Source organism: Vibrio penaeicida, assembly GCF_002933855.1.
GTDB lineage: Bacteria > Pseudomonadota > Gammaproteobacteria > Enterobacterales > Vibrionaceae > Vibrio > Vibrio penaeicida_A.
On record NZ_BFAQ01000053.1, the window covers coordinates 24332 to 45691 of the forward strand.

Sequence of the window (21360 nt, forward strand, 5' to 3'; positions counted from 1 at the left end):
TATATTGTTATTTTCTAATATGAAATACGCAAGGACGCTCGCCAAGCTTTCCATTCCTTTTGCGATAATCAATGTGAACGAATTATTGGTTTTCGGTTTGCCGATTATTTTCAACCCAATTTTAGCCATACCATTTGTATTAGTACCACTTGCCAACCATCTGTTTGCTCAAATGTGGATATCGGTGTTGGATATAACGGTCGTCCGAGACAGTATTGAATGGGTAACGCCATCATTGCTCGATTCTTATCTGGTCACAGGTGGTAGCGTAAAGGCGATAGTGTTACAGCTCGTCACTGTCGGTATGGGCGTACTTATCTATATGCCATTTGTGAGAAAATACACCAATACCAGTAACGATAGTTTACTTAATACACTGATTCGAAAGCTACGATTCAGTTACGCCGTTCCGGTTCAAAAAGAAGTCACATTTATGGGGATGCATGATGAGTTGGTGGCCCAACAAGATAAGTTGAATCAGAGTTTAAAAGAAATCTTGGCGGGTGAACTGAAAATGTATTATCAACCCCAGTTTGACTCCAAAACACTCAAGATGGTTGGCGTGGAATCCTTACTTCGATTAGAAAGCGAACACAGACCTAATTCTCCTGATTTTATTCAGCATTTCGAAAATGCAAAAATTGGAGAGTACATTGATAAGTGGGTAGTAGATGCGGTCGAAAATGACGTAAAGAACCAGTCTGTGTTTAAAAACTTCGGCTTAAAGATCAGTTTGAACCTCAATGTAGATTCTCTAAGTGATAAGAAATTTATCTCTGAAGCAATTAAGCAGCTGTCTGGCTACCCTGTTCTATTTGAAATAACAGAATCCATTTATTCCCAACACGTGGAATTAGTCAGTGAAAGTGTCGGAATGTTGCGTGAGGCCGGGTTTATGGTTGCGATTGATGATTTTGGAACCGGATATTCAAGCCTATCAATGCTTGGAGCGTTAGATGCTGATGTGATTAAGCTGGATCGCATATTTTTAAAACAAGCCAATAATATTAAAGGGAAAGAACTGTACCGATCTGTCGTCTCTACCTTAAAGCGTCTGGGTTTTACGGTTGTGTCAGAAGGCATTGAAACAGATGAAGAGCTGGATTTTGTACGAAGTTGTAATGTCGATGTTTTACAAGGGTATTATTTCTCGCGCGCGATCAATGTTGAAGAGTTAGAGCATTATTTTTCTGATGAAGAAGTGTCGGCTCAAGCGTCAGAGCAACACTTCACTGTAACAAGTTAATCCAATACGTAAGGTCACTGAATAAAAAGCTCAACTTACCATGGGTAAATTGAGCTTTTATAGGGTTCAGCAGCTCTAATCACAGTTCCCAGTGTTATCGTCCGCGTGCACACACCACAACCAAAATGGTTTTCTTGATGATTTCCCAATCCATTTTTATCCAGCTCGAAAACGAGGCTAATGCGAGAGCATAACTATGATCGTACCCTACCTTTGAGCGAACATCTTCTATACAGGTATCGTAACCTTGGTTAACTTGCGCAAGCCCAGTAATTCCAGGTAGAACACCATAAGTTCGATCAGAGAAAAACGGGATTTGAGATTCCAATTTACCATAGAAATATGGGCGTTCTGGGCGAGGACCAATCAAAGACATTTCACCCTTTAATACATTCCAAAATTGCGGGATTTCGTCCAAACGTGTTTTCCTTAAAAACATACCAACTCGAGTGATTCTCGGATCGTTGTCTTTTGCCCAAGTCGCGCCGGTTTTGGATTCTGCATCTGAGTACATGGTGCGAAACTTGATCATCATAAATTTGGAGACGCCAGAATGTGTAATCTTTCCGACACGCTCTTGCCCGTAAAATATTGGTCCTTTTGAGTCCAATTTTATTGCGATAGCGATAATAGGATACAAAGGTAAGGTCGCACATGCGCCTAACAATGCACATGCCAAATCAAATAAACGCTTTGCAAGTAATATACGTTTTGTCGTTGTATTTGAAGGTGTTGAACTAAAAGTCATAATATCCATCATCCGTCTCCTAAACTCTATCCCATTGGCCTTTTTCTAACCCAAGCAGGTAGCGCATACCACCAATGAAACTGGCGACGTGCCCTGAAATGACGTAGGCAAGGGTTTTGAAATGTTTATAGCAGAACACTCTCGGTAGCAGGTAAGCAAAAAGAGCGATTGTGTAACCAGCTGCCTGTAAAACAGCAGCGGTCATAAATAAGGGGTGCTCACTCAATAAAATTGAACCGGCTAAAGCAAACATCATCAAATAGGGCATGGTGACGCGCAGCCCTTTTCCTGAAAAGAAGGCGAAAGCAACGCCCTTGTGCTTCGGGTTTAACATGGCAAACAAACGAAGAGCTTGCTGTAAGTTGCCTGCAGAAATTCTTAAGCGGCGTTTAAAATCTTGCTGCATAGAAACTTGTTCGAGTTCCAAAGCCATCATCTGAGGCTCGTAAACACCTTTATAACCTCGCTTAACAATGCGCATAGGTATGATGAAATCATCATTGATGGTATCGAACTCAAGCTCTTCGAATAACGCTCTCCTAAACATATAAAAGGCACCGTGTGCACCAAGGACCGAGCCTAACAAACATTCGCTCTGCTTAATCGCCCCTTGATATTGCCAATATTGTTGTTCAGCGTGATCACCAGAAATAATTTGATACTTGGGGTTCACTACGCCAACAGATGGAGACTCGAAATGTTTGGCAGCAATCAGTAGGGCGTCGCATGATATCAGGCTGGATACGTCGCTTAGGGCAACAATGTCACTGTCTGCTTTATCCACCATTTTATTCACCATGGCGACTTTTCCCTGGTTCACTTGAAAATCAAAGATTTCGATGTGAACTTCTTCGCATATTGCTTCTTGGATTGTATTGAATGCGATTTCGGCGGTTTGGTCTGTGCAGCCATCGCACGCAATCCAAACTTTTAGTTGGCTTGGTGGATAGTCCAAACAGCACACATTTCTAATTTTTTCGGCAATCCAATCTTGTTCGTTGTAAGCAGGAATAATCAGAGTAACGGTTGGGAGGTTTATGTCCGTATGTTCAGCGCGAAAACAACGTTGCTGGGGGATAAACTTTGTCGGTTTTACTCGCTTGGCAATCATGCTTAAAAATAGTGGATATCCTACATGATGATAGACCACCAAAAATATGCAAATAACCGTGGTAGAGATTAGGAATAACTCCATTACATTTCTCCTTTATTACAAAGCTTTTCGTAGGCGGAAGTCATGTTTCTGATGTCGTAGTTCTTTACGATGTAGTTTCGAGGTGTAAGTGCATTCGTACAATTGAGCATGCTGCTCAATGCTTCGTACATTAAGGAAGGGTTGTCCGCTGCGACTAATTGACCGGACTCAAGGCATATGGCTTCTTTAACGCCACCTACATCGGTTGCAACACACGGTATGTTACAAGCTTGAGCCTCTAGAGTGGAAAGTGGAAACCCTTCATTACGTGATGGTAAGCAATACAAATCAAGGGCTTGATAGAAGCTCACCATGTCGTCTGTGAAACCGAGGAAAAATACCCGTTTCTGTAGGTTTAGCTTTTTCGTCAATTCCTCAAGTGAAGAACGCTGTGTACCATGCCCAGCAATAACCAACACTACACTAGATGGCAGTCTTTTCAGGGCGTAAAGTAACGTGTCCTGACCCTTTACCCACTCCATGCGACCCGAGCAGCCAACGATTTTTTTGTTCATTGGTAAATTTAAGTGCTTTCGTGCAATGTTGGTATCGCCAGGTTTGAAGCGCTCGCAATCTATTCCGTTGTGTATTGTTTCTACCGGAATATCTTCAAGCACATTAGCAAGTTTTTCTTTCACAAAGTCCGCATCTGCAACCAGCTTGGGCTTAGACAAATAACACGCCAGCTTTTCTAGGCGGACATCGACGTCATTGTCTAAGTGCCAAGCATCATGCTCGGTATGAATTCGAACTGGCACATTAGCTATTCGTGCTGCGACATTACCGTAAAGTAGGGGGCCAATGTGGTGGCTATGCACAACATCTGCTTTGAGTGTGGAGAGTAAATTCCTCATGGTCATGAGTAATTTTGGCTTCAAGCCAGGGTGTTTATTGAGGAAAAAGAGCTGATTTTCGTGATCTTTTAACCGAGGCCAAGCTTGGAGCGATGTTTCTTTTGAGCCCTCAAGGCTAACGACAAACACCTTGTTGGCTTTATCAGCGAATCGCAGCATATCAAGAACCATGACTTCGATTCCCCCCGGTCTTAAATGCTGAACAACGTGTACGATTGTTTTCATCTATCCACTCTCAAATTCAAGTATCTTATTCACTACATAGCGAAACTCGTGCCAAGATTAAAACCTTTAAAATACAATGTGATATGTGATATTGCTTCCTACGCCATTTAGGTTTCTCATTTTGATAGTCGGTTTGAGAGGCGTACTATCAAACTTGCATATGGACATATGAGAGGGGAGGTGCGGAAGAAAAAAAGCCCGTCTCGAAACGGGCTTACTTTGGTTTGCGTTTGGTTTAGAGTCGCTTAGATGTAGATTGGTTTTCGGGGTACGATGGATTACCTTGCCGGTTTAATATCAATGAACGGTACTTCTTGAATTTCAGAGCCCAAATTTAGCACTTCGTCATTTGTGTTTTTCATTTTAGGCACTCTAGTTAACACGGGTTTTCCTGTGATTTTTTCGACTTCATCTCGGCGCCGAATGGCTGTATCTGTAAGTTCTAGCATCAGCGCAATACCCGCACCCATGCCAAAGCCACCGATAATTCCGGCAATAAGAAACACAATCGGTGATAAGTTGGATGGAGCACTTGGGGTGTAAGGTCTATCGATGACTTTTACACGCTTTTCTTGTTCGAAAACACCAAGCGAACTGGTAAGGCGTGCCATTTCAAATCGTTCTAAAAGGTTTTCGTAGAGTTGTCTTTTCAGTGCAAGATCGCGTTGCAAGTTCAAAAGTTGCTTTTCATTTTCTCCGAAGCTTGAAGTTAATGACTCTAGGTCCGTAATCATGATCTGAAGCGTTTTGATTTCTTCACTTAAGCTGTCTACGTTGGAACGCGCTTTTTGTAAATCTTCAAGCTGGGAAATTAAGACAGGCTGGCTCTCACCATAATTCTCTAGTGATGAAGAGCTCGCGATATCCCAAAGTTGTGTGCTGTCTAAGGTCGGTTGAGTTTGATCTAAAAGGATGTTTCGCTCAGCTTCCAATCGTCTCAGGTTACGGATCTTTGCTTGAACTTTACTGTGAGAATCGGTGTATTTGGCCCGTAGCAAAGTCAGGTCACTTCTAATACGGATGATCTGTTCTTCAATTTTTCCCACTACAGGATTGGTTTTGGATAATTGAACATCCAAGCTGCCCAGTGTTTTCTTTGCACCAGCGTATTCTGCTTGTCTCTCAAATAACCTTTGCTTGAGTTTCGCGAGCCTACCTAACGCTTCTAGCTGCATTTCTGGTAGTAACGATCCGTTTTTGCTTTTGAAATCCGCGAGGTTGGCTTCGGCTTTGTCCAATTCTTCCTGTCGGTATTTTATATTGGTCGCCAAAAAATTTTGCGAGTCGACCATAGATGAACGCTCTGGTGCCAATAGTTGCTCTACAAAGTGCAAGCTAACAGCCTCTAACGTTTCTGCCATACCTTCAGCAGTAGAGGAGCGGTATTCAATTCTTAGTAAATCACGCCCTAGCTTGGTTACCTTCAAGCTCGATGATAGTTCACCAATAACATAGTCCAATTCGGCTGGGGTCGGGTTTTCAGGAAGTAGACCTCGCTCTTTCGCGACAGATGCAAGAATGTGGCGGCTGTGCAGAAGTGTTTTTAGCGCATCCAGCCGGTCTTTTAGCATGGTAGAGACCGCGAGATCTTCCAAGAATGGATTCATTTTGGCGGTTTCTTGAATCAACATACTGGTGTGCGAATCATAATACCTTGGTGTAGTTTTACCGATGACAAAACCAATAATGGGGAAAAGTACGATAGGAATGGCAATCACGTAGCGCCTGCGCCACGCGCCCATCAATATAATCAATACGCGCTGACCAATTGTCATCATAAGGCCTCCAGCCAGCTTTCTAAGTCTTTTGCTCGGCTATCCCAGGAATGCCTTGCTGCGGCTTGAACTTGAGACGCATTCACCGCAAATTGGCTGTTTTCAATCGCAGAGCTGAGTTCATGGGCATTACTTACGCATTGAACAAATTGCTTAAAGGGTTCTAACGCCGGAAAGTCTGTTGTGACGATTGGTGTCCCAGCGGCAATGTATTCCAGCAACTTTAGTGGATTACATGCTCGAATCTGCTCGTTATCAATAAAAGGCAGAAGGCTCGTTTGCCAATGTTGACTGTATGAAGGCAAGGTATGGTGAGGTCTTGGACCGAGCCAATGAACATTGGGCAGGTTAGGTAATGGGTTGGTTGATAACTCTAACTGACCAATGAACACAAAGTTCCATTCTGGTAGTGAGCGCATGGTTTGACTTAGCATGTCGTAATCCAGCCATTTTGAAAGGCTGCCATAAAAGCCAGCAATGGGTTTGCCATCTTTAGGAAGATCTGCTGCCCGTTCTGCGTGATTCGAAAACAAGGTGAAATCGACACCGTGTGGCAAATATTGCGTTTTTTCATGGGGAAACTTGTGCATTAAGTGGTGACTAACCGTCAATATGAGGTCGGCTTTCTCAACCAGCTTAGACTCATGTTGCAAAATACATTCGTGGTCGACGCCTGATAGGGCACCGAAATCATCGCCGCAGTAGTAAACAACGGAAGACTCACCCAGAGTGCCGCAAAGGTCCGCAGCGGTAGGTAAGGAAGTCCAAAGAATCGGATCTTTCATTCCGTAATGGTCGAGAATGGGAAGTAATTGTGAACGCATCCACTTTTGCGCAAGGTGTCGACCAAGACGAGAGCTAGGCGCGGGTAGGGTTTTCAATGTTATCACTGGAAACTCCGCTTGGTTTTGAAGTTGTGCAGGGCGGTTATAGCTTGAAGCGCAAACCTTATCCCAAGCTCGCTTAACGTCGTGCATAGTAAGACGAGGTTTACGTAGCCCAATAGAGTTAATCCAAAGCACTTTACGATTTTTGCTAAGGCGATTAACTAGGTGTTGAGTGCTGGACGGGAGTCCGCCCCAATCTTCACCGAATACAATTAAATCACGAGGCATTTCGCACCTCCTGTATGCATTCAGGGGTTAAGCGTCTAACGATTTTCGCTGGGTTGCCTGCCGCTAACACATCCGCTGGTAAGTCATGGGTCACAACACTATTGGCTGCAACAATGGTTCTTTTCCCTATTGTGACACCTTTCATTATGGATACTCCGGTCGCCAACCAAACATCGTCTTCTAAGATAATATCGCCACATTGTTCATCAAGGCAGGGGAGCCCTTGGGCTCTTGCGTTCGCTTCTATTGGGTGACCCGGATAGCCACATAGAAATGCGCGCCCTGCAATTCGAACATTATTTCCTAATATTATAGTCGTGCCCACGGCGATTGTGGTTTGCCAACCAACGTCTACATTATTGCCAATAAGCAACGTTGGGTTTCCACTCAGAGTGCGTCCTGAAAAGGTGGTATGTCCCGATACTCTTGTATTGTCGCCGATAGTAATTGAGATGGGACCTGACACAAATGGGATACCGCCGTACAAATATAGATGTTTACCACATTGGCTTAAGCGGCCTTTGAACGCAGGTGTATGAAAAGCGACTCGGGTGATAGTAGAGAGTGCTGAGGATAGTAATTGATAGGAGAAATAGAGCCCATTGTTTACCACTTTCGGAAAGACAAGTTCGAAGTGTATAACTCGTTTAATGACACGAAATAGAAAACGCGCTGAAGGTGAGTTGCTATGCTTTAGCCAATTTTTTAGAGTCTGTAGTTTTAATGAGAGCATAGTCTGTCCTGTATTATGCAGAAACGATGACTATGCTCTTTCAATGATTGTGCCAGAATTATTTTATTTAAAATACAGTGGTTTAGGTTTGTATTTATGTCAGTGACATTGGGATTCTCAATTTGACACGCGTTTTAGATGAGTCTTTTCTTGTTGTGGGTTTCTGTTTTGTCGGTTTTTTCGGTTGTTGATTAGGTAACATAACGCCTCCTAAATCTTGGCTTTATGCAAATTGAGAAAGAAGATGCCTTCAATGTTCAACTTGCCTAACAATTCACCCCTTCGGTGTGTCTATTTTCTCAATATAAGATAACGAAGAGACAATTTAGTTATCTCTGCATATAACATGCCTAGAGTTAAAAGCCTGTTCGCTTGTGTACTAATACAATCTATTTTGTATACACTTTGTTCATAAGTATAGACCATGCCTTTTGAGATAAAATTTCATGCTCCATTACCTTGTTGCAGTTCGCTATTAAAGCTGTGATGAAATGGAGCCTAAGCACAGTATGAGTTCATCAAATTTTCGCCATGTTCGTTGAAAGAAAAAAGCCCTACCAGTTGTGTCCGATAGGGCTTTTTTATTGAGTATGTTGCTTAAACAGATGAGACGTTAGTCGTGTTGTTCAGTAATAGAGCGGTTAGTTAGAGCAGAAATGATGCTGTTATAGCATTGGTCTGCGCGGTACCCATTTGCGATATGCGCGCCAGCTTTGGATATTTGAAGCAAAGACGACGGTGCGTTCACAATCAGTTCTAGCTTTTCTTTTAAAGATGATGTGTCGTAAGGTTTGTATTTTAAGCAGTTGACTTGGTTAGATAACGCCAAGTCCCAAAACGACCCGTCTGCTGGTAAAATTACGCACATTCCAGAACTTAATGCTTTTAGAATCTGCCTTTCGTTATCAGGGTTTTCAGGCAATGCGAGATAAACGTGCCCTGGTGACCAAGGGATTGAACCATCGATTTTATAGCAACCCAAATGATCGGATTGATGTTTTAGGTCGGTATTTCGGTTTTCATTCGCACCGGACTGTTTGAGTTGGATAGTCGGGCGAGCGCTTTGCTCGGTGTGCGCTAATGCATCAAGTAAATGAGATAAATTTTTAGTCTGCGTTTCGCAATACACTTGAGAGTGCTCTGAGTCGCTTTCTACCGTTTGATCGACATGAACGTATCCAAGTTTGAAGGGAGTAAATCTTTCACTCTGAATAACGTCCTGCGCTTGCTGGTGGGCAGTTGTATTTGGGCAGTGTCGCCATTGACATGCAATGGCCTCGAACATGGATTCTCGCATGCTTTGTAAATAAAACACTCGGTCTGCTTTGACGAGACTGGCACCGTTTTTAGGCGTCCAGCTGACTGGTTGACACACTATCTGAACGACTTGGTATTTAAGCAAGTTACGAAGCCAATAAACAGGGGAGCTATGGCTTGGTTGAGCTGTGAGTAAAACGCTAGAGATCTCACCAAATTTTATTCTCGCGTAAAGCACATAACAACAAAACATAAAGGCACGGTACCAACGAGAAATCGCATGAACATTAGCAGACATGCTTTCTTTACCCATAGAGACCGTATTGTAGCCTTCGATCTTGGAATGGTCGGGTGCCATCACTGTGATTTTTGTATCGTCCCCTTTTAGCTGACCAAGTACATCTTGGGTAAGATTTTTTGCACTTTGACCTTGCTCGTTAGGAGAGACAACCAGTATGTGAGATGTATTGTTCATAGTGAACCTCCCGTTGCTTTACCACCCGTTAGCAACTTAGTTAAATAGCCCAAATTATTTAGAAGAGGAGATAAATGGGCAGAATTATTGGTTTCGTAGTGTGTTTCGATTTCTTGCACGTATACCGAGGCAAGGGACGCGCAGTAGCGTTTTGGATCGGACAACCGTTGTGCTAAAAAGTGAGCTTGTTCTGAAAAGCAGGATAAGCGGTCTGAATCAGCCGTGATCATTTCGATGGCTTCACTGATAGAAACATGAGAATGCGCGAGTGCCAGAAAGCCCGTCATGCCTTGGCGAATCAACTCTGGGTTGCTGCCTATCATAGGAGCAATCGTCGGCAATCGGTTTTGACCAGCAACAAGGATATGAGTTCTTGCTCCTTCTTTTCGCGCTCCGCTAATGTAGACATCGGCTTGCTGTAAATAGGGGCTATGGTCATCCGGGCTATAAACAAAATGAACAAACTCTTTAATGTCCAAAAGCATGGCTTGTTGTTCTAATTCGCACCGGTCCTCTCCTTGTCCCAACAAAACTAAGTGAATATTGGGTTGGTCTACGCGGACGATAGAGAGGGCTTGTATCAGTGAATCAATTCCGCTGGAAAGCTCTAGCGGCTCTGAGTTGATTAAAATGTAATCATCTTCAGCGATGTTAAAGTGTTCTTTTAAATTAAGTACTCTTGCCGTGCTTGATTTAACATCCGTAAGCGCCACTGGATTTGGGATAACTTCCAACTGCTCGCTCGGATACCCAAATGCTTTGAGTGCATTGGAAACGTTATTGCTAGGTGCAATAAGTTTGGGCATCAATCTAATGCCCAACGGTAACGAGTGCGCTTCTGCGAACTCAAAACCAATGTCCGCTATTATTGGAACATCACAGTGATTAGATACCCAGTTCATCCACTGACAGCATTGAATATCTAGGCAGTGAATTAACGATATTTCTTCACTGCGTACAATTCTTTTTCCAACCTGGTATTTTTGATACCAACCAGCCAAAGATTCAGAGCTGCGCGTCGTAGAAGCGTAAAACTTAACTTCTGGAAAACTGCTCTGTAATGCATTTTCTATATCTGCGTGTAGGCGATGCCACAATGTGATGGTAAATGCTTTCGTATTCAGACCAGAAAATATCACTCTAAGACGGTTAGCGACCTCATTTGGATTTTCATTGTCATGCTGAACGAGCAAAATATTTGTTGTTGCCATCATATTGCCTCCCTACGATCCATTTCTTAAATGGCTTGTAATGAGTAAGAGCAATAGATGTGCCAATTTGAGGTTGTGATCTATCTGATTGATTTATATGGCAGTGAAAAGTTGATGTGCTCTTTGTTTCCTATTATTGCAAAGGTGCATTAGCATTTTGAAAATTGATTCTCAAAATGCTAATCCCGAATGCACCGTTGATAAACTTGCAACAATGAGGGGATAACTGCCTGAGCTGAATAGCTATTTTCTATGGCTCGCCGCGCCATTTTTTTGAGCGCCATTTTTTTGACCTGTGGCATGGATTGCCATTGTGCGATTGCCGCTGGCAATAGCGAATATTCGTTAACCCACCCATTCACACCGTTTTGGATAAGCTTGGGAAGATCTCCAACAGGCGTTGACACAACAGGGATGCTTCGAGACATCGCTTCTAGAGCAACCATTGGTAAACCTTCGTAGTGCGAAGGAATGACTAATAAGCCAATATTTTGCCACACACCAGACATGTCTGTTTGCTGGCCATGAAAGATCACATTTTCTGTGGCAGTTGCATTAAGCGTTTGCATCATAGGACCGTCACCATATACGTGATACTGATGATTGAGGTCATTTGATGCCATTTCTAGGAATCTATCCGGTGCTTTTTCTTCACTCAACCTTCCAACAAAAGCGATTTGTTCGCCGTTGCTGAATTTGGATTGTTCTATGTTGATGAAGTTTTTGATGATGGGAATCGGGGTCTTCACTCGATCGGCTATTTTTGAACTAACGGCAAAACAATGATGGCTTAACTGGTGGGTATTGCGTTCTAACCACAAATAGAACTTAAGTTTTCCAGAGCCTATTTCGCCAGCGTGCATTGTGCTAATAATCGGAGGTGAAATAAAGGGACGAACTAACCGAGCATAGAGAGATGCTTTGTAGCCGTGTGTATGAATGGCATCAGGCTGATCAAATTTAACCTGTTTGTACAAATCTATTGGGCTTCCGGACAAAAAGCGGTAAGGGATACAGAGCGCTTTCAGTTTAGGAAGCATTGGGTGAGCTGAGTTGTATTGTTTTACGAATACAACTTCAGCCTTACATCCCAAAGAGATAAGCCCAAGTGACAATTGAACAATATGAGATTCAATGCCACCAAAACTCTGTGAATCTAAAACAAGCCACACACGAAGTGCATCATTCCTCTTCTTCATGGGCTTCCCATGCTTGTTTTTTTCGGTATAAGGTTGATGGGCTTAGCTCAAGTAATACTGCCGCATTTAACACATTGCCATCACAGTATTCGATAGCATTTTGGATAACCTCGCGCTCGATTTCTGCCATTGGACGTATTTTCATATTGTCTTTTTCTATGGCTTGATGAGAAGGCGAGCTAAGCGCTGCAATCTCATTGTCATTAGGTTCGGGCTGTGAATGTGATGCGTTTGCTGCAGTTGGGGTGTAAATAGGATCTGGCGTAACAGGCATTGGCTTTTTCGGCATGGTTGCCGACATATTGATGCTCTGAGCTCTGCCAAGACCTGACGGCGATGAATTCAACGGCGGTGGGAGATGATCCATCGAAACTTGTACATCGTCGTTAAGAACCACAATATTACGAATAATATTTTGAAGCTGCCTAACGTTACCTGGCCAGTCGTAATTGCATAGTGTGAGTTCCGTATCCCGTTTAAAGCTTGTGAATTTTTTCTTGTCTTGCCTTGCATACTTGCGCAAAAAGAATTTTGCAATATCGATGATGTCAGTATCTCGATCTCTGAGAGGAGGTAAATTGATTGGTACAACGTTTACTCGATAATACAAATCTTCCCTAAACCGACCTTCGTATACTTCTTTCAACGGATCGCGATTGGTTGCGCAGATTATGCGTACATCGACTTGGAGTTCTTTGGTTCCTCCAAGGGGAGTGAAGCGGCCCGTTTGCAGGAATCGTAGCAGTTTTTTCTGCATGTCCAATTCCATTTCACAAAGTTCATCAAGGAACAATGTACCACCGCTTGCGAGAGAAGCTGCTCCTTTACGATCTGTTGCTGCTCCTGTAAATGCCCCTTTCATATGCCCGAAAATTTCGCTTTCAACCAAATCGCGAGGTATGGCACCGCAATTCAGCGCAATGAATGGTTTGTCTTTTCGATTGCTCTGATTATGAATCGCCTCTGCGCATACTTCTTTACCAGTGCCACTCTCTCCACAAACAAATACACTTGCTGTGGTAGGGGCAACAGAATCAATGATTTTATACACCGCTTGCATTGGCAATGATGAACCAATAAAGCCTTGATAGCGTTTTCTATCGAGAGTGGATTGCAAATCTTCCACCAAGTTTTCGAGCTTATTACGTTTTAAATGGTTTTTAATTGAGGCTTTAAGGCGATCAGCGTTAATGGGTTTTTCCAAAAAATCATCTGCGCCAATTCTCATCAGATCTACGGCCACATTGACTGAACCATGAGCTGTGGCAATGATGACTGAGGTGGATATTTGGTTTTCACGAATCCACGCCAGTACATCTTGCCCCGTCATATCTGGCAGTTTAAGGTCCAAAATCACTAATTGAGGAGGGTTCTTCTCAATAAACTCTTTTGCCTCTGCCCCTGTTGCGACGTGAAAGAAGTCATAGGGCTCGTTCTTTACGTACTGTTTGTAAAGGATGGCTAATGAAGTTGAATCTTCGACTAAAAGAACGTTTGGTTGATTCATAGTCTTACATCTCCCATGTGTGTCACATGGTTCTAATTCCAAGGACGTCGAATACTTGAGTTAACAAATCCAAGTAAGCAATTGAATGATATTATATTTGTTTAGTATTGAGTTAAGCAGACAATACATGATTCTGCAAAGTGAATCCTATAATTTTCAATAAGTTCGACAGACCAATATTCTAATCAAAGCCTCGAGAATTCCTTTCTCGTAATGCCGCAAATGAAAGCTCAGCTACATTTGGTAGTGCTGCAGCGCATTCCAATGCTTCTTCAAGTTTGTTTTGCACACACAGAATTTCGATTTTTCGTGCGTGTTTTGAAAGCCTGAGATTGCCTAAAGTGACGGAACTGCTCCCAAGGGTGTGGGATTCGAACTCCAGCGCCTCCTGATCTTTCGAGTTAGCCGCATCCATTAGATTTGCTACTCGTTCTTTAGATTCTTGTAAATAGAACTCGATGAGTTCTGGTAACACACTGGCATCAGTATCGTAGATTATCTGCTGAATGACCGATTCATCGACTAAATCGACGTTGTCATTGTTATGTTCAAATGCGGTAATCTGCTCGATATCTTGTTTTCTTTCTTGTGAGCCGTTTTCCATAGCGCCCTCTGACATTTTTTTACTTAAATGTAAGCTTAGACAAGATAATAAAGTTGAGCGATTAAAAGGTTTCGGAAGATGGTCCGACATCCCAGATTCAATAAATCGCTCTCTATCGCCTGACAGGGCATGAGCCGTTAGGGCAATGATAGGAATGTTGGAATATTCTTCAGAGAGAGAACGGATGTGTTTTGTCGCTGTCATTCCATCCATCTCTGGCATTGAAATGTCCATCAAGATTAGATCATAGTGCGCCTGTTTTACTGCCTCTATAGCTTCACGTCCGTTATTCGCAATGTCTGGTGTAATGCCAGCGTATTGCAATGTATTCTTAATCACCATCTGATTGGCGCTGTTGTCTTCAACCACTAGTAATCGTGCATTGGAAAGGTCGGCGTCAGTGTCTGGCTGCTGGTGAAAGTGTTGTTCTACTTCGCTTTGATTTGATTGGTCAAACCAAGCATTGAACCGAAATTCGCTCCCGATTCCATCAACGCTGTGCACTTCAATTTTTCCCTCCATTAAATGCAACAGTCGTTGGGTTATCGCTAATCCAAGTCCTGAACCTTCATAGTGGCGGGCAAAGGTTTGGTCAACCATCGTAAACTCATCAAAAAGATGAGGTATGTGCTGGTCAGGAATGCCTATTCCGCTGTCCTTGACTGAGCATTTAAGCTCGATTCTTCCTTCGTGCCTCTCTGAGTAAACCTGTACGTCAACTCCGCCATGCTCAGTAAATTTGACGGCGTTTCCAATAAGATTCAACAGAACTTGTTTAAACCGATATACATCTCCGTATACGAAGTCGGGGACATTGGGGCTAACCGACATCTCTAAGTAGATGCCCTTTTTGTGGGCTTGAGGTTTAAAGAAATCTATCGATTGATGGAGGCTCTCATTTAAGTTGAACGCAACAGGTTCAAGTAGAAGCGTACTGGTTTCCATTTTAGAAAAATCGAGGATATCGTTGATAATGGAAAGCAAGAGTTGACCAGAATCGGAAGCCGTATGAACCAGCTCCTTTTGATCGTTTTGCAAAGGGGTTTGCTCCAATATTCCTAGTAAGCCTAAAACCCCATTCATTGGTGTGCGAATTTCATGGCTCATTGAAGCAAGAAAGCGACTTTTTGCTTCACTCGCGGTTTCGGCTTGCTTACGTGCAACCTCTAGCTCTTTTTGTTTATCAGCCAGTTTTTGCGACATGGAGTTAAAGGCTTTCGCTAAGTCGCCTATTTCGTCTCCCTCTGCGATGGCAACTTGAACTCCCGGACCTTCTTGCGTTACTAAAAGGGCGGCTTGTTTTATTTTGTACAGATTACGAGTGAGGTAAGAGCCTAAAATAAGGGAAAACAATGTGACTAAAGCAACTTCAATTGTCGCGATACTCAGTATCCATCGTTTGGCTTTCGAAAGCATGCCATTAATGTCTTTTGTTGCGAACCCCATTTCGATGTGGCCATGACGCATTGACCCAGTGGTAATTGATGTGGCCCGATCAAAGACCCCATCTTTTGAGGAAGATAATCCTGTATCCATTGCAGCAAAATGCCCCAACAAATTTTCTTCTCCTCCCTCTACAAGTAATCGACCTTGAGCGTTATATATCCGAACGTAGCAAAGGTCTTTTACTTCTAAGATATCTTTCACTAATACATTAAGCGTTTGTAAATCTGAAGAGATAACGGCTTCTTTTGTTGCGCCAGCGAACATGGATAGCATGGTGTCGGCACGTTGCAGTAGCTGCTGCTCATTGGAGTCGGATAAGAATTTTACTGAACTTAAAACAAGTGTCATCAGCATCACAATTTCAATCCCTGCAATGCCTAAAATGGTTTTTAATCTAAGATTCATTTCCTTCTCCTACCCACATTTGGACTCAATAAGAATCAATAAGGTATCGTCTTTAGCTGGTGTTCCTGCTAGAACATCAAATGCGCGCATGACTTCGTCAATAGCAACGCCGATTGGCTTGTGTAATGTTTCTACGAGTGTTTTCTCAATTTCTATCGTCAGTTGCTCTCTCTCGGTGACACTGTCACCAGATTCAAATAATCCATCCGTAAATACAGCAATGCGTTTTCCTTTACCTAATTGAATGTGGGTAGAAGAGTAGTTACTGTGATGAAGTAATCCGGGCAGCATCCCTTGTACAGGCACGCTTTCTATCCCTTTATCTGTTATCAATAATGGGCAGGGGTGACCCGCTGATGCCATCTCTATTTGGCAATCATCGAGCAATGAAAAAGCGCAGCTGGTTAACGTGATTTGTGATAAAAGCTGATCTTCAAACGCGCTGTCAGATAAGTTGTTTAACGTATCTATTGGGCTTGCTGTTGTTGTGGAATGTAACAGCCCTCGTAAATAGCCAGCGTAGGCGTAAGCGAAGAATTTGGCGCTAACATCGTGTCCCATAACATCTGCTAGTACATATAAATTTTCTTTTTCAAAACATTTTGAAAGTAAGAAATCCCCGCCGCCACATCCTGTCGTCCTTTGCCGAATCTCAATATTCCAGCCCGACTTAGGTTTACTAATTTTGGGGAGTAAGCTATTCGTGATTTTTTCATCGAGCCGGTGAGACAGTTGGTTGTATACCTGATTTGATCTAGCTAACACGCGCTGAGCAGAAAACAGTAATGATTTCTTATCGACGGGTTTAATAAGGTAGTCATCTATCCCTAAGTGATTGGCGTTTGCTTGAACATTTTCTTCCGATAGAGCAGTAAGAAATATGAATGGAATGCTTCGACCATCATGCGCCTCTTGGATGGCTTTTCGAAGCTCCATTCCACCCATATTTGGCATTTGAATATCTGAAATGATCAGGTCGAATTTGTTATTGCCGATAAGCTCCAAAGCCTGGTCGCCGTTTTGCGCGCAGGTAATATCTAGATCTTTATTTAGATACGCGTCATACACTTTAAGCAGTAGTGGGTCATCATCGACAATGAGTACTCGAGATTTACTGGCTGTTTTAACGATTTTCCAGCGCATCGTGAGGTGATTGACGCCATCGACCGTTTCATAATGTAAATCATTGCAGTACGTTTGTATTAGCGCGATACCTCGTCCTTCTTCCGAATCACTAAACCGAGCAATAATGGATTTTTCATCAGCTAATGTCGGGTTCCAGCTTTGTCCTGTGTCCATGACTTTTAGAATGAGAATGTCAGCTTGCTTCTCAATCGATATATCAATTTCTTCGGTCATCGGTGAAGCATGTTGAATAAGATTGGTTGCCCATTCGGAAAAGCACAGCAAGACGTTGTTTTTCTGAGCGGTAATTTTAATGGTGGTATCCAGCGCTTTGGATAAGCACTGACGCAGCATTGTTACCGACTCTAAATTGGCTTTGCGACGATGTGCAAATAATAGCGTGCTGTGATGATGACTCACTTGATCTCCAATCATATGGTCACCTGAAGAAACCTTGCTCGTCGAATCGACATTGACAGCTTAGACACTAAAGATTTAGGAAGAAATGTTAGGCGGTTGAGTTGGCGGCACAGTTCATCTGAAAGGCTAGGGTGATGTAAATCGTTGATTACGGTACCCAGTAGGTTGGCATTATTGTCGCTCAAATGATGCATGGCAGACGATAACTCAGCGTGATTTGTTTTCCCTGCCATCAGCATAAGAACGGTACCATCGCAGCATCCTGCTATCGTTTCTGCCGGAATATTGTTGGCGTTTAACTGCGAGATTGGGCTGGTATCTATGATGACTCTGTCGTAGTCCCTGAGCCAAAGTTCGATCTTTTGTTTGAGCATGTGAGGTTGGCGAAAGCCCATAATTTCAGCTTTTTCAGATGGTGCGTTAACACCAGAGATTACTTCGTGTGTCCCTTCTACTATCGCGAGGTGCTGGCAGCCAGATGGTTCGGGCTTGGGCTTATATTGGTTGCTGACTATCGTGGCTTTTTCGCCAATTTTTTCTCTTTGTTCAAATGCTTCTGTGTTTTCAAATGTCTCGATGTTCTCAATGGCTTCTATATCTTCAATAACGTCTATGTCATTAGTTGTGCGTATATCACCCGTGAAATCAGTGGATTCTGACGCTTCGGGTAGCATACTGGGTAAATCAATCGACTTTAGGCTTGGGTGCTTTAAGTTTAAGTCGACAAACAAAGTTCTGTACCCAGCAAGCAGGTGCCGTTCGGTAAGAGCCAATGCAATGGAACTGCTGCCTTCGCCGCAATTTGTCGAGGTAATACAAAATGAACGGCAGTGGTGTTTTTCTAGCTGAAGAAAAATTTGTTCAATTTCCATGTTACAAGCAGGAATAGACATTACAGTGCTCCTATCAATGCGACGGTAGCCAAGACACGAAACACATCGTCCAAACCCGTTCGAACTTTTTCCAACATGCTTTCATCCATTCTTGGAACATAAACAGTGTCACCTGCTCTAAGTACTGGAAGGATTCTAAAGTTGGCGGTACGGCTGAACTCAATAAGGTCAAATGTGCGAGCTTGACCGCTACAGCAAGACATGTTCACAACACTAATTTTTTCTAGGTACGCATTGTTACTGGGGCCGCCTGCTTCTGCCAAAAGATCCAAAATTGTCATGGTATCGTTGAATCGATATCTGCCGGGGTTGTTGACTGCTCCTAATACGCGAATCGTTGATTCTTTGCTTTCATCTAACCAATTTTTGTCTTTCTCTGGGATGTATATGGTGTCGCCAGGTTTTACCTTAGGAAGTAACGATTCATCACCTGTTTCGAAATAAAGCGACAAGTTAAGCTTGCTGACTCGGGCATATTTCCCATTGCGGTGAGTGACGCGAATATTATGGATATCAGCACTTTGGGTAGGACCATCAGCAGCAGCTAGAATGTCGAGGAAATGCATGTCTTCGGTAAATCGATATCTTCCGGGGGCAGAAAGTTGACCAAATACATAGATGGAAACGTCGGAAGCTTGGCGAACCCACTGTGCTTTGTTGTCGGAAGGATCTTGAGGTAGGTCGTGTACCCTAACGGTGCTACCTGCTCGAATTAACGGCAGTTCGGCATCGCTCGTCCCGTTCTTTATAAAGCTATCCAAATCGAACACGGTCATTTCTGGAATTCCTTGCTCAGTGGGAGTGACGACCTCAATTCGGCTTGTATCTGCTCTGCCAATGGGGCCTCCGACATGAGCCAACAAATCCATCAAATTCATTTCGTCAGACCATTCAATACGCCCTGGTCGTTTTACTTCTCCAATTACACGTACCGCTCGGCTAGGCGCGATTTTTAACCATGACTTCTCATTCATATCGGTCTTTTCAGGGACAAAGATGGCGTCGCCGGGACTGATTTCTGGCGGTGTCATGCGTTGCGTGCCTTCTGTATAACCCGACAAGTCAAAATTGATGACTCGACCATTACTTTTGATGACGCGAATTTGGCGAGATTCAGCAAAGCGAGTAGGACCGCCTGCGTTCGCGAGAATGTCCATGAAGGTTGCGCCTTCTTTCCCTTCAAATGCTCCCGGTTTAGCCACTTCACCCATGACATACACCGTGTTGGAACCGGATTTGATTTCGTCTTCTTGTTTCGGGACGAATATGGTTGCGCCAGCGACAAGTTCAGGTAAAAGGTTGCTATTGCCTGTATCGAGATATTTCTTAAGGCTGAAAAGGGTAGGTTCGTTGTGTGCAATGACACGGATCTGGTCTACTGCTGCGTAGCGAGTCACGCCACCCGCACGCATTAAAAGATCGACAAGCGTATTGTCTTGCTTGAAAGAAAAGGTTCCCGGAGCGTTGACTTCCCCAAACACTTTGATGGCGTTTCGTCCATCGGCGGCATCACCTGCATCCGCCAATTTGGCTGGGTCGAATTCTTGCTCGATATTGCCAACCATAGGGGAAGCAGGAATGAACAACGTGTCTAAAGATTTCATATCGGGCAGTAGGTTCTTGTTGCCTGTATCTAAAAACGCTTTGTAATTGAACGTTTGGACATCATCTCCACGACGAAGCTGTATTTGGTCAAGCTGTGCCCCAGAGCGCAATCCACCCGCCGCATGGAGAGCTAATTGAACACTATCGCCTTTTTGAAGAGTGTACTCGCCTGGGTTTTCAACATAACCTTGGATACTAATGAGTAACTGTTTTTTACTGATGAAAACTTTTAGGTTGGAGAGATCTTGAAGCACGGTTTTCAAACTGATCGTAATCGTTGCGATCATTTGATCTTCCGTTTTACCTGCAACATGAATTGGGCCAACTTCCGGAAGAATGAGCCTGCCACGTTTGTCTACTTGGAAATCCTTATTTAACGTTGTTTCCCCCGGCAACATAACACTGACTAAATCGCCTACGTTAACCGTTTCTTGTTTGGCATTTGCATTTAAAGGCAGTAAACCCACCACAAGGCAAAGTATGACACGATAGAATCTATTCATTGCTCATCTCCGCTGGCAATATTTGTTCTGCTTGAAGCAATTCAATGGTGACACGACGATTTGTTAGCCGAACATGCGGTTCGTTGCCTTCAAATAGTGGGTCTGCCGCTCCCACCGAATCGACATGAATACGCTGAGGGTCTAAACCAAAAATGCTCAAGTATCTTTTCACCTGTTTAGCTCGCTCCATCGCCAAGTCGGTGTTGTAACTCTCTTTACCGACAGAATCAGCATGCCCAGTAACGAGTAGTTTGAATTCGGGGTTTTGTTTCAATAGCTGAGAGGCTTCCGCAAGACGTCCGACATATTTAGGGTTCAGTTCATAGCTATTAAAAGCGAATTGGTTATCTGCATTAAGCAAGTCGTATAGGCGTGTGGCTAACCCCACTTCTTTTTTGCTTTTCTGATTACTTCCTGGGGGCACACAATCTTCTTTTGAGAGGACATAATCCAACTGGTTTTCAAGCCTTCTGAGAAGCTTTCTTTGGATGATTAAGTCGTTAGCTGCGTCGTACTGTAAACCGCCCTCAAGCTCGCGTGCGATTCTTGCTTCATTATTTTTTGCATGATAAACGGTAGCAGGGAAACACCATTCAGCTTGTTCCAAAATCAGCACATCTAAGTGCCTAGCAGCCAGTTCCCATTCGAATCTAAGCCCGTGCTCAGGGCCGAGAGGCTCGTCAGGCATTACGGCTGAGAAACTTGCTTGAGGATAATGCTCTGCAAGCCCGCCATTGCCTTCAGGTGCAAAGCTGGTGCAGCCAGATATTGAAGCAAACAATGACAGTAAAAAGATGAATCTCATACCCAACCTCCGAA

The 21360-nt window shown here is 43.4% G+C and carries 16 protein-coding genes; 1 reads left to right on the forward strand and 15 read right to left on the reverse strand.

What is annotated here, in order from left to right:
- On the forward strand, positions 1-1246 hold a 1246-nt coding region (locus tag VPNCDNU1_RS25740), incomplete at its 5' end, for an EAL domain-containing protein (RefSeq protein ID WP_237324221.1).
- Positions 1247-1340: 94 nt separating this feature from the next.
- On the opposite strand, the gene VPNCDNU1_RS25745 is transcribed toward VPNCDNU1_RS25740, so the two are convergent.
- From VPNCDNU1_RS25745 to VPNCDNU1_RS25815, 15 genes are all read right to left on the reverse strand, one after another.
- Entirely contained in the window at positions 1341-2006 is a 666-nt protein-coding gene (locus VPNCDNU1_RS25745; RefSeq protein ID WP_371410817.1) for a sugar transferase, read from the reverse strand.
- Positions 2007-2013: 7 nt separating this feature from the next.
- Entirely contained in the window at positions 2014-3189 is a 1176-nt protein-coding gene (locus VPNCDNU1_RS25750; protein WP_104403021.1) for a glycosyltransferase family 2 protein, read from the reverse strand.
- Entirely contained in the window at positions 3189-4268 is a 1080-nt protein-coding gene (locus VPNCDNU1_RS25755; RefSeq protein WP_104403022.1) for a glycosyltransferase, read from the reverse strand. The genes VPNCDNU1_RS25750 and VPNCDNU1_RS25755 overlap by 1 nt, the downstream gene beginning before the upstream one ends.
- 278 nt (positions 4269-4546) lie before the next feature.
- On the reverse strand, positions 4547-6046 hold the full coding sequence (locus VPNCDNU1_RS25760; RefSeq protein ID WP_110962038.1) for a GumC family protein: 1500 nt from the start codon (positions 6044-6046) through the stop codon (positions 4547-4549).
- Positions 6043-7158, reverse strand: coding sequence for a glycosyltransferase (locus tag VPNCDNU1_RS25765; RefSeq protein WP_104403023.1), 1116 nt, complete (start codon positions 7156-7158; stop codon positions 6043-6045). Before VPNCDNU1_RS25765 ends, VPNCDNU1_RS25760 begins: the two co-directional genes overlap by 4 nt.
- Positions 7148-7891: an acyltransferase gene (locus tag VPNCDNU1_RS25770; protein ID WP_104403024.1), complete on the reverse strand. Its 744-nt coding sequence runs from the start codon at positions 7889-7891 to the stop codon at positions 7148-7150. Before VPNCDNU1_RS25770 ends, VPNCDNU1_RS25765 begins: the two co-directional genes overlap by 11 nt.
- Positions 7892-8504: 613 nt before the next feature.
- Positions 8505-9623: a hypothetical protein gene (locus tag VPNCDNU1_RS25775; RefSeq protein WP_104403025.1), complete on the reverse strand. Its 1119-nt coding sequence runs from the start codon at positions 9621-9623 to the stop codon at positions 8505-8507.
- Positions 9620-10837, reverse strand: coding sequence for a glycosyltransferase family 4 protein (locus VPNCDNU1_RS25780; RefSeq protein WP_104403026.1), 1218 nt, complete (start codon positions 10835-10837; stop codon positions 9620-9622). Before VPNCDNU1_RS25780 ends, VPNCDNU1_RS25775 begins: the two co-directional genes overlap by 4 nt.
- 176 nt (positions 10838-11013) lie before the next feature.
- Entirely contained in the window at positions 11014-12033 is a 1020-nt protein-coding gene (locus VPNCDNU1_RS25785; protein ID WP_104403027.1) for a glycosyltransferase family 4 protein, read from the reverse strand.
- Entirely contained in the window at positions 12017-13540 is a 1524-nt protein-coding gene (locus VPNCDNU1_RS25790) for a sigma-54-dependent transcriptional regulator (RefSeq protein WP_104403028.1), read from the reverse strand. The genes VPNCDNU1_RS25785 and VPNCDNU1_RS25790 overlap by 17 nt, the downstream gene beginning before the upstream one ends.
- Positions 13541-13721: 181 nt before the next feature.
- A complete protein-coding gene (locus VPNCDNU1_RS25795) occupies positions 13722-15995 on the reverse strand; it encodes a hybrid sensor histidine kinase/response regulator (protein ID WP_104403029.1) in 2274 nt (757 codons plus the stop codon).
- 9 nt (positions 15996-16004) lie between these two features.
- Entirely contained in the window at positions 16005-17555 is a 1551-nt protein-coding gene (locus tag VPNCDNU1_RS25800) for a response regulator (protein ID WP_104403030.1), read from the reverse strand.
- A complete protein-coding gene (locus VPNCDNU1_RS25805) occupies positions 17552-18433 on the reverse strand; it encodes a chromosome partitioning protein ParA (RefSeq protein WP_104403031.1) in 882 nt (293 codons plus the stop codon). The genes VPNCDNU1_RS25800 and VPNCDNU1_RS25805 overlap by 4 nt, the downstream gene beginning before the upstream one ends.
- A complete protein-coding gene (locus VPNCDNU1_RS25810; RefSeq protein WP_104403032.1) occupies positions 18433-20541 on the reverse strand; it encodes an SLBB domain-containing protein in 2109 nt (702 codons plus the stop codon). Before VPNCDNU1_RS25810 ends, VPNCDNU1_RS25805 begins: the two co-directional genes overlap by 1 nt.
- The gene (locus tag VPNCDNU1_RS25815; protein WP_104403033.1) at positions 20534-21346 is read right to left on the reverse strand and encodes an OmpA family protein; all 813 of its coding nucleotides are present in this window, start codon (positions 21344-21346) and stop codon (positions 20534-20536) included. Before VPNCDNU1_RS25815 ends, VPNCDNU1_RS25810 begins: the two co-directional genes overlap by 8 nt.
- Positions 21347-21360: the final 14 nt, after the last annotated feature.

What these genes read in the sequence shown, in the direction of transcription:
- VPNCDNU1_RS25745 (WP_371410817.1), bottom strand. Translation starts at nt 2,006, where the DNA reads ATGATGGATATTATGACTTTTAGTTCAACACCTTCAAATACAACGACA.
- VPNCDNU1_RS25750 (WP_104403021.1), bottom strand. Translation starts at nt 3,189, where the DNA reads ATGGAGTTATTCCTAATCTCTACCACGGTTATTTGCATATTTTTGGTG.
- VPNCDNU1_RS25755 (WP_104403022.1), bottom strand. Translation starts at nt 4,268, where the DNA reads ATGAAAACAATCGTACACGTTGTTCAGCATTTAAGACCGGGGGGAATC.
- VPNCDNU1_RS25760 (WP_110962038.1), bottom strand. Translation starts at nt 6,046, where the DNA reads ATGATGACAATTGGTCAGCGCGTATTGATTATATTGATGGGCGCGTGG.
- VPNCDNU1_RS25765 (WP_104403023.1), bottom strand. Translation starts at nt 7,158, where the DNA reads ATGCCTCGTGATTTAATTGTATTCGGTGAAGATTGGGGCGGACTCCCG.
- VPNCDNU1_RS25770 (WP_104403024.1), bottom strand. Translation starts at nt 7,891, where the DNA reads ATGCTCTCATTAAAACTACAGACTCTAAAAAATTGGCTAAAGCATAGC.
- VPNCDNU1_RS25775 (WP_104403025.1), bottom strand. Translation starts at nt 9,623, where the DNA reads ATGAACAATACATCTCACATACTGGTTGTCTCTCCTAACGAGCAAGGT.
- VPNCDNU1_RS25780 (WP_104403026.1), bottom strand. Translation starts at nt 10,837, where the DNA reads ATGATGGCAACAACAAATATTTTGCTCGTTCAGCATGACAATGAAAAT.
- VPNCDNU1_RS25785 (WP_104403027.1), bottom strand. Translation starts at nt 12,033, where the DNA reads ATGAAGAAGAGGAATGATGCACTTCGTGTGTGGCTTGTTTTAGATTCA.
- VPNCDNU1_RS25790 (WP_104403028.1), bottom strand. Translation starts at nt 13,540, where the DNA reads ATGAATCAACCAAACGTTCTTTTAGTCGAAGATTCAACTTCATTAGCC.
- VPNCDNU1_RS25795 (WP_104403029.1), bottom strand. Translation starts at nt 15,995, where the DNA reads ATGAATCTTAGATTAAAAACCATTTTAGGCATTGCAGGGATTGAAATT.
- VPNCDNU1_RS25800 (WP_104403030.1), bottom strand. Translation starts at nt 17,555, where the DNA reads ATGATTGGAGATCAAGTGAGTCATCATCACAGCACGCTATTATTTGCA.
- VPNCDNU1_RS25805 (WP_104403031.1), bottom strand. Translation starts at nt 18,433, where the DNA reads ATGTCTATTCCTGCTTGTAACATGGAAATTGAACAAATTTTTCTTCAG.
- VPNCDNU1_RS25810 (WP_104403032.1), bottom strand. Translation starts at nt 20,541, where the DNA reads ATGAATAGATTCTATCGTGTCATACTTTGCCTTGTGGTGGGTTTACTG.
- VPNCDNU1_RS25815 (WP_104403033.1), bottom strand. Translation starts at nt 21,346, where the DNA reads ATGAGATTCATCTTTTTACTGTCATTGTTTGCTTCAATATCTGGCTGC.